This is a genomic window from Streptomyces sp. NPDC059718 (assembly GCF_042733315.1).
Lineage (GTDB): Bacteria > Actinomycetota > Actinomycetes > Streptomycetales > Streptomycetaceae > Actinacidiphila.
The window spans coordinates 74,715-89,645 of the sequence record NZ_JBHWGA010000033.1; the positions used below are offsets into that span (position 1 = coordinate 74,715).

Annotated in this window: 9 protein-coding genes; 5 read left to right on the forward strand and 4 right to left on the reverse strand. The window is 71.5% G+C overall.

Annotated features, from left to right (window positions below; genetic code table 11):
• Window positions 1–5 precede the first annotated feature (5 nt).
• Entirely contained in the window at window positions 6–3,191 is a 3,186-nt protein-coding gene (locus tag ACFV3E_RS31410) for a DNRLRE domain-containing protein (protein ID WP_500537738.1), read from the forward strand.
• A 160-nt stretch (window positions 3,192–3,351) separates the two neighbouring features.
• On the opposite strand, the gene frc is transcribed toward ACFV3E_RS31410, so the two are convergent.
• Both frc and oxc read right to left on the reverse strand, forming a co-directional pair.
• Window positions 3,352–4,608: a formyl-CoA transferase gene (gene frc / locus ACFV3E_RS31415; RefSeq protein WP_500364788.1), complete on the reverse strand. Its 1,257-nt coding sequence runs from the start codon at window positions 4,606–4,608 to the stop codon at window positions 3,352–3,354.
• 104 nt (window positions 4,609–4,712) lie between these two features.
• Window positions 4,713–6,464, reverse strand: a complete 1,752-nt coding sequence (gene oxc / locus ACFV3E_RS31420; protein WP_500537739.1) for an oxalyl-CoA decarboxylase — start codon at window positions 6,462–6,464, stop codon at window positions 4,713–4,715.
• Window positions 6,465–6,722: 258 nt separating this feature from the next.
• On the opposite strand from oxc, the gene ACFV3E_RS31425 reads away from it, so the two are divergent.
• Window positions 6,723–8,360 carry a FadD7 family fatty acid--CoA ligase gene (locus tag ACFV3E_RS31425; protein WP_500537740.1) on the forward strand — a complete coding sequence of 546 codons (1,638 nt, stop codon included), beginning with the start codon at window positions 6,723–6,725 and terminating at the stop codon, window positions 8,358–8,360.
• Here the strand turns inward: ACFV3E_RS31425 and ACFV3E_RS31430 are convergent.
• Window positions 8,353–9,285, reverse strand: coding sequence for a LysR family transcriptional regulator (locus tag ACFV3E_RS31430; protein ID WP_499514964.1), 933 nt, complete (start codon window positions 9,283–9,285; stop codon window positions 8,353–8,355). The two genes, ACFV3E_RS31425 and ACFV3E_RS31430, sit on opposite strands and share 8 nt — an antisense overlap.
• Before the next feature lie 326 nt (window positions 9,286–9,611).
• On the reverse strand, window positions 9,612–10,625 hold the full coding sequence (locus ACFV3E_RS31435; RefSeq protein WP_500537741.1) for a 2-dehydropantoate 2-reductase: 1,014 nt from the start codon (window positions 10,623–10,625) through the stop codon (window positions 9,612–9,614).
• A 328-nt stretch (window positions 10,626–10,953) separates the two neighbouring features.
• Between ACFV3E_RS31435 and ACFV3E_RS31440 the strand changes: the two genes are divergently transcribed.
• From ACFV3E_RS31440 to ACFV3E_RS31450, 3 genes are all read left to right on the forward strand, one after another.
• The gene (locus ACFV3E_RS31440; protein WP_500537742.1) at window positions 10,954–12,498 is read left to right on the forward strand and encodes a Re/Si-specific NAD(P)(+) transhydrogenase subunit alpha; all 1,545 of its coding nucleotides are present in this window, start codon (window positions 10,954–10,956) and stop codon (window positions 12,496–12,498) included.
• A gap of 6 nt (window positions 12,499–12,504) precedes the next feature.
• Window positions 12,505–13,977, forward strand: coding sequence for a Re/Si-specific NAD(P)(+) transhydrogenase subunit beta (gene pntB / locus ACFV3E_RS31445; protein ID WP_500537743.1), 1,473 nt, complete (start codon window positions 12,505–12,507; stop codon window positions 13,975–13,977).
• A gap of 200 nt (window positions 13,978–14,177) precedes the next feature.
• A complete protein-coding gene (locus ACFV3E_RS31450; RefSeq protein WP_500537744.1) occupies window positions 14,178–14,873 on the forward strand; it encodes a GntR family transcriptional regulator in 696 nt (231 codons plus the stop codon).
• Window positions 14,874–14,931: the final 58 nt, after the last annotated feature.

The following is a 14,931-nucleotide window of genomic DNA, read 5'->3' on the forward strand; positions in this document are numbered from 1 at the left end:
CCGCCGTGACCGCGCCGCCTCGATTTCTCAGCCCATTCGTGCGCACGCGCACGCGGCTGTCCCTGACCCTCGGCCTCGTGCTGACCGCCCTGACCGCCGCCCTGCTGCCGTGGTGGCAGCCGGGCGCCCCTTCCCCGGCCACCGCCGGCCGCGGCACCACCAACGCCACCCCCGTCTCCACCGGCCCGCGCGACGAGGCCACCGCGATGGCCCAGGCCGTGCGCACCCACAAGCAGGTACTCGTCGACACCGCGACCAGCGCCACCACGCTGACCTGGGCGCTGCCCGACGGCCACTTCAAGACCCGGATCACGGCCGCACCGACCCGGGCGAAGAACGCCAAGGGCGAGTGGGCCCCGGTCGACAACACCCTGAAGCGAACGGCCAAGGCCCCCAGGGGCCTTGGCATCGCACCCGCGAACCCGGCCGTTCCCGTCCGCTTCGCGAGCGGCGACGCCCGCAAGACGCGCGCCGACCGCTCCTACGCCCGCACCGAGACGCCGGGTGAGACGGTGCTCGCCGAGGTCGAACTCGACGGCCACACCGTCGCGTACACCTGGCCGGACGCGTTGCCCGAACCGGTCCTCGACGGGCCGCGCGCCCTGTACTCCGAGGTCCTCCCGGGCGTCGACCTGCTGCTCGTCGCCCGCGAGGAGGGCGGTATGGCACAGGTCCTGATCGTCAAGACCCCCGAGGCCGCGCGGCAGGAAGCGCTCAAGACCGTCTCGTACGGCCTGCGCTCCGCCACGGCCGTGTTCCGGCAGGACCGCAAGGCCAGCCGGGTCCAGGTCCTGGACAAGGCCGGCAAGGAGGTCGGCACGATCCCGACGCCGTTCGCGTGGGACTCCGGCGGCCGTGACCCCGAGCTGCCCGAGGGCACCCCGGACCGTAAGTCCGTCGCCACCCCGGCCGACGTGCTGAAGCTGTCGGGCCTGACCGGCATCGAGCCCGGCGCGCAGTCCGCGCCGCTGCCGATCACCCTGGACGGCGAGGACACCCACACCGCCCGGCTCGGCCTCGGCTTCGCCGCCTCCGGTCTTGCGGCGCGCGAGGACGTCACGTACCCGCTGTTCGTCGACCCGCCGCTGAACCCCGGCTGGGACGCGTGGACGGTGGCCTACAAGCCGTACCCGAGCACGAGCTTCTTCAACGGCACCAACTTCTCCTCCGGAACCTCCGACGCCCGCGTGGGCCACGAGTCCGACACCGGCGGCACCGCCCGCTCCTTCTGGCGCATGGACTGGAACAAGGCCATCAAGGGCGCGGCGATCACCAGCGCGACCTTCAAGGTGCTCAACAACCACTCCTGGTCCTGCACGGACCGCGAGTTCCAGCTGTGGCGCACCGGTGCGATCTCGTCCGGCACGACGTGGAACGCGCAGCCGAGCTGGTCCGACGAGATCCAGCGCAAGTCCTTCGCGCACGGCTGGTCGTCGAGCTCCTGCCCGGACGAGTACGAGGCCTTCAACGTCAAGGACGCCGCCCAGTACGCGACCGACCGGGGCGATTCGACCGTCACCCTGGGCATGCGGGCCACGAGCGAGTCGGACACGCAGACCTGGCGCAAGTTCAAGGCGACCTCCGCGACCATCGAGGCCGTCTACAACCGCAACCCGTCCGAGCCCACCGGCGGGTCCTCGAAGCCCGGCGGCCCCTGCACGCCCGGACCCGGCGCGGGCGTGACGGTCGGCAAGACCAACATCACCCTGTCGGTGACCGCCAAGGACCCCGACAACAACATGAGCAAGGTCCGCTTCCGGTTCTGGAAGACCGGCGGCACGGTCCCGGCCGGTGTCGAGATCACGATCGGCGCCTCCGGCGGCACCGCCACGTACACCATCCCGTCCAGCGACCCGCTGCTGAAGGACATCACCACCAACACCACCTTCTCCTGGGACGCCATGGGCAAGGACTCGGCGGGTGCGACGTCCACCAACTACCCGCCGGGCACCGAGCCCTGCCGCATCACGGTGGACCCGAGCGGACCGTCACAGCCCACCGTCGCCAGCGACGTGTTCCCCAGGGCCACGTCGGACGGCGCCACGTGGGCGACGGTGAAGTTCGGCCTGACCGGACCGATCACCTTCGAATCGCCCGGGGCCGCGAGGTTCACCTACGCGTGGGGCGGGGTCGGCGCGGTCTCGGTCAACGCCGACGCCAACGGCGTCGCCACCGTCCCCGACCTGCGGCCGCTGAACGCCGGCCCCAACACGCTGCAGGTCTACGCCTACGACAGCCTCGGCAACGCGAGCGCGCGGACGGACTACACGACCTACGTGCCGCCGAAGGACAACGCCGACGCCCCGGGTGACACCGGCGGCGACGGCACCGCCGACCTGCTCGTCATCGACAACACCGGGGTCCTGCGGACGTATCCGGGCCAGCCGGGCGGCGAGCTGTACGGCCAGCTGACGTCCTCGTACACCATGGGCGCGGGCGGCAAGCCCGCACTGAACCCGGCCGGTCACTGGTACAACGCGACGACGGGCAAGCCCGCGCTCATCGCGCACTACCAGGACGCCTACCCGGGCGACGGCACCACGGACCTGTTCGCCGTCAATCCGGACGGCACGTTCTGGCTCTACCCCGGCGACGGCTACGGCTCCTTCGACGTCAACCAGCGGTTGAAGATCCGCCTCCCGTCGAACGCGCCCGCGCCGTCCACCTGGACCCAGCTCAAGGCCATCGGCGACATCACCGGCGACAAGCTGCCCGACCTGGTCCTGCGCACCGACATCGGCTTCTGGGTGCTCTCCGGCTACAGCGGCGCCACCTTCCGGACCGCGACCCTGATGAACCCCGACGCCTGGGGCCGCCGCGACATCGTCAACCTGGCCGACATGAACAAGGACGGCACGCCCGACCTGCTCTGGCGCAACCTGGACAACGGCAACATGTACGCCCGGCACGGCAAGCCCGGCTCCGTCGCCGGCAGTGTCGACCTCAACTCCCTGATGCTGGCGGCCAACTCGCTCAACGGCGACGTCCCGTTCGGCACCGGCTGGACCGAGGCCAACGTCAACGCGGCGATCGGCATCCCGGACATCAACAACGACGGCATCCCGGACATCTGGGCCCGGTTCGCGTCGGACGGCCACATGGCCATCTACAACCCGTCCACCACCAACACGAACGCACCGGTGAAGACCGTCATCGGTTCCGGCTGGAACGACAAGCTGGTCTTCGGGTGATCCTGCCCGCCTGACCGCCGTTCCGCACGGCGAAGCCCCCGGCATCCGATCCTCGGTGCCGGGGGCTTCGCCGTGCGCCGCGCGGGCACACCGCCCCGGACGCACGTGTGCCCCGCGCGCACGGATCGCGCGGGGCACACGTGGGACTGTGCGGAACCGGTCAGACGATGATCTTCTTCTCGCGCAGGGCCACGATGTCGTTCGCGTCGTACCCCAGGTCCGCCAGGACCTCGCTGCCGTGCTCGCCGAGCAGCGGGGCACCCTTGATCTCGGGCTTGAAGTTGGAGAACTTGATGGGGCTGCCCACCGTCAGGTAGGTGCCGCGGCCCTTCTGCTCGACCTCGACGATCGTGCCGCTCTTGCGCATGTCCGGGTCCTCGGCGAGCTCCTTCATGCTGAGGACGGGCGCGCAGGGCACCTCCCACTTGCGCAGGATGTCGACCGCCTCGTACTTGGTCTTGTCGGCCAGCCACTTCTCGATCTCCGCGAAGATCTCGAAGATGTGCGGCTGCCGCGCCCTGGCGGTCGTGTACTCCGGGTCGTCGACCCACTCGGGCCGGCCGATGGCCTCGGCGGTGCGCTTCCAGTTCTGCTCCTGGACCGTGAAGTAGATGTAGGCGTTGGGGTCGGTCTCCCAGCCCTTGCACTTCAGGATCCAGCCCGGCTGGCCGCCGCCGCCGGCGTTGCCGCCGCGGGGCACCGCGTCGCCGAACTCGCCGTTCGGGTACTGCGGGTACTCCTCCAGGTAGCCGATCTTCTCGAGGCGCTGCTGGTCGCGGAGCTTGACGCGGGTCAGGTTGAGGACGGCGTCCTGCATGGACACCGACACCTTCTGGCCCACACCGGTCGCGTTGCGGTGGATGATCGCCGTCAGCAGGCCGATCATCAGGTGCATGCCGGTGTTGCTGTCGCCGAGGGCCGAGCCGCTGATGGTCGGCGGGCCGTCCCAGAAGCCGGTGGTGGAGGCGGCGCCGCCGGCGGCCTGGGCGACGTTCTCGTAGACCTTGAGGTCGTTCCACGACGAGTCGTCGTTGAAGCCCTTCACCGAGCCGAAGATCAGCCGCGGGTTGAGCTCGTGGATGTGCTCCCAGCCCAGGCCCATGCGGTCCATGGCGCCCGGCGCGAAGTTCTCGACCAGGATGTCCGCCTCGCGGATCAGCTTCTCCATGACCTCCTTGCCCTCGGGGGTCTTGGTGTTGATGGCCAGCGAGCGCTTGTTGCTGTTGAGCATCGTGAAGTACAGCGCGTCGAGGTCGGGGTCGTCCCGCAGCTGGTTGCGGGTCACGTCGCCGCCCTGGGGACGCTCGACCTTGATCACGTCGGCGCCGAACCAGGCGAGCATCTGGGTGCAGGCGGGGCCGGCCTGGACCCCGGTGAAGTCGATCACCTTGATCCCGGCGAGCGGCTTTTCACTCATGGTGGCTTCCTTCTTGTCTGTTCGCGGTGCGCGGGTGGGCGGTGCTGGGGAACGGTGCTTCGGGGTGCGGTGCTTCGGGGTGCGGTGCGTCGCCTACGGGGCGGTCACTTCTTGGCCGGCACGATGTTGCCGACGGTGATGCCCTTGGGGTTGAGGTGGGCGATGTGGCCGCTCTCGGTGCCCGCCGAGGGGTCGATCACGCAGTCGATGAGGGCCGGGCCGCCCGAGGCGAGCGCCTCGGTGAGGGCGGCGGTGACCTCGGCGGGGGTGGTCGCGCGGTAGCCCTTGCCGCCGAAGGCCTCGAACATCACGTCGTGGCGGGCCGCGGACATCAGCGTCGTCGGCGACGGGGCCTCGTCGTAGGGGTTGACGTCGTCACCGCGGTAGACACCGCCGTTGTTCATGATGACCGTGACGACGGGCAGCTTGTAGCGGCAGATCGTCTCGATCTCCATGCCGCTGAAGCCGAAGGCGCTGTCGCCCTCCACGGCCACGACCGGCGCCCCGCTCTCGACGGCGGCGGCGATCGCGTAGCCCATGCCGATGCCCATGACGCCCCAGGTGCCGCTGTCGAGGCGGTGCCGCGGCACGTGCATGTCGATGACGTTGCGCGCGATGTCGAGGGCGTTGGCGCCCTCGTTGACGAGGTACGTCTCGGGGCGCTCGCGGATGACGTCGCGTACGGCCTTCAGGGCGCCCATGAACTGCATCGGGTGCGGGTCGGCCTTGAGGCGCTCGGCCATCTTGGCGACGTTCTGCGCCGAACGCGCGCCCAGTTCCTCCCGCCAGGCGGCGGGGGCCGCGATCTGACCCGGCTTGCTGCGCTCGATGAGGGCCTCGACGACCGACTCGATGTCCCCGACGAGCGGCGCGGCGATGGGCTGGTTGCTGTCCATCTCCTTCGCCTCGATGTCCACCTGGACGAACTTCGCGTCGGGGTTCCACTGCGGTGCCTCGCCGTGGTTCAGCAGCCAGTTCAGGCGGGCGCCGACCAGCATCACCACGTCGGCCTTCTTCAGCGCCAGCGAGCGGGCGGTGGCCGCGGACTGCGGGTGGTCGTCGGGCAGCAGGCCCTTCGCCATCGACATCGGCACGTAGGGGATGCCGGTGGACTCGACGAACTCGCGGATCTGCGTGTCCGCCTGCGCGTAGGCCGCGCCCTTGCCGAGGACGATCAGCGGCCGCTGCGCGCCGGCCAGCAGCTCGATCGCGCGGTCCACCGCCTCGGGGGCGGGCAGCTGGCGCGGTGCGGGGTCGACGAGACGGCTCAGCGTCTTCGCACCCTCCCCTGCGTCCATGATGGAGCCGAGCACCGCGGCGGGGATGTCGAGGTAGACGCCGCCGGGGCGCCCGGATACCGCGGTGCGCAGGGCGCGGGCGATGCCGCGGCCGATGTCCTCGACCCGGCTGATGCGGTACGCGGCCTTGCAGAACGGCTGCGCGGCGGCGAGCTGGTCCATCTCCTCGTAGTCGCCCTGCTTGAGGTCGACGAGGTGGCGCTCGCTGGAGCCGGAGATCTGCACCATCGGGAAGCAGTTGGTGGTGGCGTTGGCGAGGGCCACCAGTCCGTTGAGGAAGCCCGGCGCCGACACCGTCAGGCAGATGCCCGGCTTCTTGGTGAGGTAGCCGGCCGCCGCCGCCGCGTGTCCCGCGTTGCTCTCGTGGCGGAAGCCGATGTAGCGGATGCCCTGCGCCTGGGCGAGTCGTGCCAGATCCGTGATCGGGATGCCGACCACCCCGTAGATGGTGTCGACGTCGTTCATCTTGAGCGCGTCGACGACCAGGTGGTACCCGTCGGTGAGCTCGGCCGGTGCGTCGGCGTTCGCCGCGGTCTCCAGTGGTGAGGGGGCGGTCATGGTCCGAGGTCCTCCTTGGGCAGGTCATGCGTGCGGCTTCTCCCTTCACCATCCGCAGCCCGCTCCCCCGCGTCCAAGACCTATCGGCGACCAGCCGATAGACGGCGTTTATCGACGCACGCCACAGGGGCGTTGAGGTGGGTTGATAGACCTCCGCTATCGACCGTTCGCCAGTGCGTATTGGACGGGTGCTCCGCGCCCCGCGCAGTCTCGCTGGGGACGGTTCATCAGACATTCCAGGCGCGAGGAGGTGCGGCCATGGCCGTTCCGGCCGCTGCATCCGTGCGCGACCCCGACCCTTACCGGCCGCCCGCGGTCACAGGTCTGACCGATCTCCTCGACCGGCACGCCCGGGGGCGTCCGCAGGCTCCGGCACTGATCGCCGGCGCGGACCGCGCGGAGGTCTCCTACCGCGCCCTGGACGAGCTGGCCGACACGGTGGCCGCGCGCCTGACCTCGGCGGGGCTGCGCCCCGGGGACCCGGTCGGCCTCGTCGGCGCCAACACCGCGGAGTTCGTCGTGGCGTTGCTGGGCGGGGCGCGGGCCGGACTGGTGGTGGCCCCCGTGGACCCCGCGCTGCCCGAGCCGCGGATGACGGCCCGGCTGGAGGCGCTGGGGGTGCGGGCCGTCCTGCTGGGCCCGACCGCGGGCGGCGCCCCGCCGGCGGCCGTGGGGGTGCCCGGTGTCCCTGCCTGGACGCTGCGGGTGGACCTCTCCCCTGCCGGGACGGCGACGGCCGCGCTCGGAACGGGCGCGGGCGCGCCGGCCGCAGCGCGGGGCGCGTCCGGCGAACTCACCGCGCACGACGCCCTGGTGCTGTTCACGGCGGGGACCACCGACCGGGCGAAGATGGTCCCGCTGACGCACGGCAACGTGGCCGCCTCGGTCCGGGGCGTGTGCGCCACCTACGAGCTGGTGCCGGGCGACGCGACGGTCGCGGCGATGCCGTTCTTCCACGGGCACGGGCTGTTCGCCACGCTGCTGTCCACGCTGGCGAGCGGGGGCTGCGTGCTGCTGCCCGCGCGCGGGCGGTTCTCGGCGCACACCTTCTGGGACGACATGCGGGCGGCGGGCGCCACGTGGTTCACCGCGGTCCCCACCGTCCACGAGCTCCTCCTGGAGCGGGCGGCGACGGACCTCACGGGCCCGCAGGTGCCGGCGCTGCGGTTCCTGCGCAGTTCCAGCGCTCCCCTCAACACGGCCACCCAGCGGGCGCTGGAACGCACCCTGGGCGCGCCCCTGCTGTCGGCGTACGGCATGACCGAGTCCGCGCACCAGGCGACGAGCGAGCCGCTGCCGCAGTACGGGTCGCTCAAGCACGGTTCGGTCGGCCGGCCGACCGGGATCGAGCTGCGGGTCCTGGACCCGGACGGGAAGCCGTGCCCGCCCGGCGGCGAGGGCGAGGTGTGGGTGCACGGTCCCACGGTGGCCCGCGGTTACCTGGGCAACCCCGCCGAGACCGCGCACGGCTTCGCCGACGGCTGGTTCCGCACCGGCGACCTGGGCGCGCTGGACGAGGACGGCCACCTGTTCCTGACCGGGCGCCTGAAGAACCTCATCATCCGCGGGGGCGAGAAGGTCGTGCCCGAGCACGTCGAGGACGTCCTCGCCGGGTGTCCGGGGGTGGCCGAGGCCGCCGTGTTCGCCGTGCCCGACGCGACGTACGGGCAGCGGGTCGGCGCCGTCGTCGTCCTGAGCGGGGCGGAGGCGCCGGGGGCCGAGGCGCCCGGGGCCGAGGAGATCCGCCGGTACTGCCGCGCCCGGCTGGCCCCGTTCGAGATCCCCGACCGGATCCGGGTCGTCGCCTCGCTCCCGCACACGGCGAAGGGAGGCCTGGACCGGGCGGCGGTGGACGTCCTGTACGCGGAGGGCCCCGTATGGCCCGGGCTCACCTGACGCGGTGCTCCGCGGGCAGCGGCTCGTCGAAGAACTCGTCCAGCGACAGCCCGGCCGCGGCGGTCATGAACGCCCGCGCCGCGACCGACCCCGGGGTCGCCGCGTGGATCGCGACGGAGACCTGCGCCCTGGCGTCCGGCTCGACGAGGCGCACGGCCCGCATCCGGCCGAGCGGCGGCATCGCCCGCAGCCAGGTGTGCGGGACGATGCTCGCGCACGCGCCGGCGCCCACGCTGGCGTACAGGGCGGCCACCGAGTCCGTCTCGACCTGCGGGGTCACCACGACCCCGCTCTCGGCGAACGCGTCGTCGATGACCTGGCGGATCCTCATGTCGGGGGTCAGCAGCGCGAGCGGCATCGTCGCCGCGTCCGCCCACTTCATGGTGTCGGTCTGCGGCAGCAGCTGGTCGCTGGAGGCGAGGAGCATGTACCGCTCCTCGTACAGCGGCATCACCTGCAGGTTCTCCCGGTCGTGCGGGGCGAAGTGCGCGATCGCGGCGTCCAGCTCGAACGCGAGGAGCTGGCGGTGGAGTTCTGTGGTCGACAGCCGGGAGCGGACCTGGACCTTGGCCAGCGGGTGGGCCGCGCAGAACGCGGCGACGGGCAGGACCAGGGTGGTGGACGCGGTGGGCTCGGTGCCCAGCCGCAGGGTGCCCGTGATGCCCGACTGGACGGCGGCCACCTCGGCCTTGAAGGCCTCCTGCTCGGCGAGGATGCGTTTGGCCCAGACGACCAGCCGTTCGCCCTCAGGGGTGAGGCCCTGGTAGTTGTGCCCGCGGTTGATCAGCGTGACGTTCAGCTCCCGCTCGAGCTTGGCTATCGCCGCCGAGAGCGCGGGCTGCGAGACGTAGCAGGACTCCGCCGCCCGGGCGAAGTGCCGCTCCCTGGCGACCGCCACGAAGTACTCCAGCTGACGGAACAGCATGAACGACTCCTCTCTGCCTGGGCCGCGGCCGCGCCGGCACTTCCTGCTGGAGTCGCAACGCCGTCGGTGCCGGCGGACCGGCGCTCCCGGGTTCGGGACGTCCCCGGGCGGCCGACGGCGGACGAGCTGGTTGCGGTGTGACCGGGCACAGCCTACCGAGCCGGATCGCGGCCCTCGTTCGTGCCCGCCAAGCCGGTGCGGGCCCCTGTCCGGGGCCGGTCCCGTCGCCGCCGCGACGGGACCGGCCCCGGAGGTACTGCGGCGGTCGTCCGGCGGTGGACCGGGCGATCCGCGGGTGTCTCGGGTTCGGATACGCGGGGGACGGGTCAGGCGGGGACGGGTTTGCGCGCGCCGGCCCCGTTGTCCCGGTCCGCGGTGACGCCGCGCGCCAGCAGGTCGGTCGCGGCGTGGACCGCCCTCAGGTTGGGGGCGTCCGCGCCGGAGATGTCGGCCATCTCCACGACGGCCGTCACGATGGCGTCGAGTTCCAGCTGCTTGCCGGCCTCGAGGTCCTGGAGCATCGAGGTCTTGTGGTGTCCCACCCCCTCAGCGCCCCGAAGCCGCTTCTCGATGGAGATGTCGGGGGTGCTGCCGACCCTGGCCGCGATGTCGAGGGTCTCCTCCATGAGCTGGGCGACCAGCCGCCGGGTGTGCGGGTGCTTGCAGATGTCGACCATGGTCGCCCTGGTGAGGGCGCTGATCGGATTGAAGGCGACGTTGCCCATCAGCTTGATCCAGATGTCGTCGCGCAGGTTGGGCTCCACCGGGCACTTGAGGCCGCCGGCGATCATGGCCTCGCTCAGCTCCGTGCACCGGTCGGAGACGCCGCCGCCCGGCTCGCCGATGGAGAACCGGGTGCCCTCCAGGTGCCGGATGACCCCGGGGGCCTCGATGACCGTCGCGGGGTAGACGACGCAGCCGATGGCGCGTTCCGGCGCCAGCACCGCGCTGGTGGCGCCGCCGGGGTCGACCGCCTCGATCCGCCGCCCCTCGTAGGGGCCGGCCAGCTCGTGGAAGTACCACCAGGGAATGCCGTTCTGACCGGCCACCACCGCGGTCTTGTCGTCGAGCAACGGGGAGATCAGCGGACCCGAGGTCGCGTAGGAGTGTGCCTTCAGGCCCAGGAAGACGTAGTCGACGGGGCCGATCTCCTTGGGGTCGTCCGTGGCGTGGGGCTTGGCCACGAAGTCACCGCGCGGGCTGTTCACCCGGACTCCGTGGGCACGTATCGCCTGAAGATGCTCACCCCGGGCGATCAGGTGGACGTCGGCGCCACCACGGTGCAGTGCCGCGCCCACGTAAGCGCCGATCGCACCGGCTCCGAGGACTGCAATTCTCACGGCGACTCCTCTCCATTCGAAGGGGGAGTGAATACTGTATGCAGTACCCTCTTGGGATGTACAGTCCCCTCACGCAAAGTCGCACGCCCGGCACCGAACAGGGTCCCGCCCGGCGTCGCGACGGAGGTCTCCGGCGTCGCGCTGGACCATGAACCGGGTCACACACGCTCCGGACAGGTTGATCGAGCACGCAGCGGGGGAACGCTTCGCCGCACACGCGGTCCCGGGCACGCACGGCCGCACCACGAGGCCGGGGAGCACGCAGTGCGGACGACGGCTCGGCTGACGACGCCGTGACGTCAGTCAGTAGCGACGGAAAAGGAGAGCGATGTCTGATTCACCCCCACAGCAGATCGGTGTCGTCACCGAGTCCACCGCCGGGGAGACGCGGGTGGCGGCCACACCGGACAGCGTCCGCCGGCTCCTCGGCCTCGGCTACGAGGTCGTCGTGGAATCCGAGGCCGGAGCGGCCTCCGGCTTCCCCGACGACGCCTACGCCGAAGCGGGCGCGCGGATCGGCGACGCCTGGCAGGCGGACGTGGTCCTGAAGGTCAACGCCCCCTCGCACGAGGAGATCGGCAAGCTGCGCCAAGGAGCGACCCTCATCGGGCTGATCGCCCCGGCCCACAGCCCCGACCTGGTCGAGGAACTGGCGGCACGGCCGATCACCGTCCTGGCGCTGGACGCCGTCCCGCGCATCTCACGGGCCCAGTCGATGGACGTGCTCAGCTCGATGGCGAACATCGCCGGGTACCGGGCGGTGATCGAGGCGGCCCACGTCTTCGGGCGCTTCTTCACCGGTCAGGTCACCGCGGCCGGCAAGGTGCCGCCGGCGAAGGTCCTGGTGGCCGGCGCGGGCGTGGCGGGTCTGGCCGCGATCGGCGCGGCCGGCAGCCTCGGCGCGATGGTGCGGGCCACCGACCCGCGGGCCGAGGTCGCCGACCAGGTCCGTTCCCTGGGCGGCGAGTTCCTCGCCGTCGAGGTGGAGCAGGAGGCGAGCGGCGACGGCTACGCCAAGGCGACCTCGCAGGCGTACGACCGGCGTGCCGCGGAGATCTACAGCGAGCAGGCCGCAGACGTCGACATCATCATCACCACCGCGCTGATCCCCGGCCGCCCGGCCCCCCGGCTGATCACGGCGGCCGACGTGGCGTCGATGAAGCCCGGCAGCGTCATCGTCGACATGGCCGCCGCGCAGGGCGGCAACGTCGAGGGCACGGTCAGCGGGAAGGCGATCGTCACCGACAACGACGTGACGATCATCGGCTACACCGATCTGGCGGGCCGGCTGCCCGCCCAGGCCTCGCAGTTGTACGGGACCAACCTCGTCAACCTGCTCAAGTTGCTGACGCCGGGCAAGGACGGGCGGCTGACGCTCGACTTCGACGACGTCGTGCAGCGGGCCGTCACGGTGGTGCGGGAGGGCGAGAAGACCTGGCCGCCACCGCCCGTCCAGGTGTCGGCGGCGCCCGCCGGGCAGGCACCGGCGCCGGTGGTGGCCGCACCGCAGCCGAAGGCACCCCGGCTCTCACCGGCCGCGCGCTACGGCCTGATCGCCTCCGGCATGCTCGCGATGTTCTTGTTGGTCGCCTTCTCCCCGGCCCAGCTCGTGGGCAACTTCACGGTGTTCGCGCTGGCCGTCGTCATCGGTTACTACGTGATCGGAAAGGTCCACCACGCCCTGCACACCCCGCTGATGTCGGTAACCAACGCCATCTCGGGGATCGTGGTGGTCGGAGCACTGCTGCAGATAGGCCACGCCGGACCGGCCGTCACCGTGATGTCGGTCGTGGCGATCATGTTGACCACCGTGAACATCTTCGGAGGATTCGCCGTCACCCGCCGTATGCTCGGCATGTTCTCGAAGGGCTGAGGATCGATGAACGCAACCACGGCCGCACAGGCCGCCGACATCGTCGCCGCGCTGCTGTTCATCTTCAGCCTGGCCGGACTCTCGCAACACCGCACCTCCCGCGCCGGGGTGGCGTACGGCATCGGCGGCATGGCGCTGGCGCTGGTCGCCACCGTCGTCGCCGCGGCGCAGGACATCCCCGGCACCTCCGTCGTGCTGATCGTCGCCGCCACGGTCGTCGGCGGTGCCATCGGCCTGTGGCGGGCGCGCCGGGTCGAGATGACCCAGATGCCCGAGCTCATCGCCGTCCTGCACAGCCTCGTGGGCCTCGCCGCGGTGCTGGTCGGCTGGAACAGCTACTACGAGGTGGAGGCGCACGGCGCCGCGCAGACCCGGGTCGCCGGCGACCTGCTCGGCATCCACCACGCGGAGGTGTTCATCGGCATCTTCATCGGCGCGGTCACCTTCACCGGATCCATCGTCGCCTACCTGAAGCTGTCGGCGCGGATCAACTCCCGTCCGCTGACCCTGCCCGGCAAGAACGCCCTCAACCTCGGGGCGCTGGCCGCCTTCGTGGCCCTGACGGTGTGGTTCACGGTGAGCCCGGACCTCGGCCTGATGATCGCCGTCACCACCCTGGCGCTCGCGCTCGGCTGGCACCTGGTCGTCTCGATCGGCGGCGGTGACATGCCGGTCGTCGTCTCGATGCTCAACAGCTACTCGGGCTGGGCCGCGGCCGCGGCGGGCTTCCTGCTCAACAACAACCTGCTCATCGTCACCGGCGCGCTCGTCGGCTCCTCCGGCGCCTACCTGTCGTACGTCATGTGCAAGGCGATGAACCGGTCCTTCCTGTCGGTGATCGCCGGAGGCTTCGGCGCCCCGGCGCCGACGGGCGGCGACACCGAACAGGGCGAGCACCGCGAGACCTCCGCGCAGGAGACGGCCGAACTCCTGGAGAACGCCACGTCGGTGATCATCACCCCCGGCTACGGCATGGCGGTGGCCCAGGCGCAGCACCCGGTGGCGGAGCTGACCCAGGCGCTGCGGCGGCGCGGGGTCGAGGTCCGCTTCGGTGTCCACCCGGTGGCCGGCCGGCTGCCCGGGCACATGAACGTGCTGCTCGCCGAGGCCCGGGTGCCGTACGACGTCGTGCTGGAGATGGACGAGATCAACGACGACTTCGGCGACACCACGGTGGTGCTGGTGATCGGCGCCAACGACACCGTCAACCCGGCGGCGGAGGAGGACCCGTCCAGCCCCATCGCCGGCATGCCGGTGCTGCGGGTGTGGGAGGCGGAGAACGTGGTGGTCTTCAAGCGGTCCATGTCCTCGGGGTACGCGGGGGTGCAGAACCCGCTGTTCTTCCGCGAGAACAGCCGCATGCTCTTCGGCGACGCCAAGGAGAGCGTGGACGCCATCCTGCGCTCGCTGAGCACGCCCGACCCCGCTTCCGCGGCGTCGCAGGGCCTGCGCACCGACCAGCAGCCCGCCCCTGCCTGACGGATGTTCCACCCACGGCGGTGGGGGGGGGGAAGCACGGCTTCCCCCGCCCCGTCCGCCGTGCCGCCGGTGCTCCGCCGCGGGCTTCCGCACGCCGACGGCCGATGTCCGACCGAGCCTTGTTCCATCCTGCGGCTGAATTGCATACCGAAATCTGTATTCTTGGCATTGTGCAAAGAACTCAGCCGACAGGGGGGCTCATGCGCGAGAGAAGCACCGCGGCGGCCGCCGTCCGGGTCACCCGGCCGGCACCGTTGCGCCAGGCCGTCTACGAGGCCCTGATCGACCTGATCGTCAACGGCACCCTCAGACCGGGCCAGCACCTGGTCGAGGCCGAGCTCGCCGACCACCTCGGCGTCAGCCGCCAGCCGGTGCGCGAGGCCCTGCAACGTCTGCAGACCGACGGCTGGGTCGACCTGCGTCCCGCCCAGGGCGCCTTCGTCCACTCCCCCACGCAGGAGGAGGCCACCCAGCTCCTCAGCGTCCGCGCCGTACTGGAGACCCACTCCGCGCACGGCGCCGCGCTGCACGCCACGGACGCGGACGTGGCCCGGCTGTGGGAACTGCAGGACGCCGGCATCGCCGCCCTGGCGGCGGACGACGCCCGCGGCATCGTCGAGGCCAACGCCGCACTGCACGGCTTCATCACCGAGCTGTCCCGCAACCAGGTCCTCGGCGAGCTGATCCTCCAGGTCGACCGGAGGGTGCGCTGGTACTACATGCCCATCGCGCGGCCCCGCGGCCGGGACGCCTGGAACGAGCACGCCACCATCATCGAGGCCATCGCCCTGGGCGACGCGGAGCGTTCCGAGGAACTGATGCGCCGCCACACCCGGAACACGACCGACTTCTACTGCCGGCAGATCGCCGCCGCCGTCGACGCCGGAAGGGCCTGAGGCCCGCCGCCGGAAAAGGCCGGCGGGGGGGGGGGGGGGGGGGCCGGGCCCGCCGCGC

Excerpts from the sequence above, each read along its gene's own strand:
- frc (WP_500364788.1), bottom strand. The coding sequence starts at position 4,608 with ATGAGTGAAAAGCCGCTCGCCGGGATCAAGGTGATCGACTTCACCGGG.
- oxc (WP_500537739.1), bottom strand. The coding sequence starts at position 6,464 with ATGACCGCCCCCTCACCACTGGAGACCGCGGCGAACGCCGACGCACCG.
- ACFV3E_RS31425 (WP_500537740.1), top strand. The coding sequence starts at position 6,723 with ATGGCCGTTCCGGCCGCTGCATCCGTGCGCGACCCCGACCCTTACCGG.
- ACFV3E_RS31430 (WP_499514964.1), bottom strand. The coding sequence starts at position 9,285 with ATGCTGTTCCGTCAGCTGGAGTACTTCGTGGCGGTCGCCAGGGAGCGG.
- ACFV3E_RS31440 (WP_500537742.1), top strand. The coding sequence starts at position 10,954 with ATGTCTGATTCACCCCCACAGCAGATCGGTGTCGTCACCGAGTCCACC.
- pntB (WP_500537743.1), top strand. The coding sequence starts at position 12,505 with ATGAACGCAACCACGGCCGCACAGGCCGCCGACATCGTCGCCGCGCTG.
- ACFV3E_RS31450 (WP_500537744.1), top strand. The coding sequence starts at position 14,178 with ATGCGCGAGAGAAGCACCGCGGCGGCCGCCGTCCGGGTCACCCGGCCG.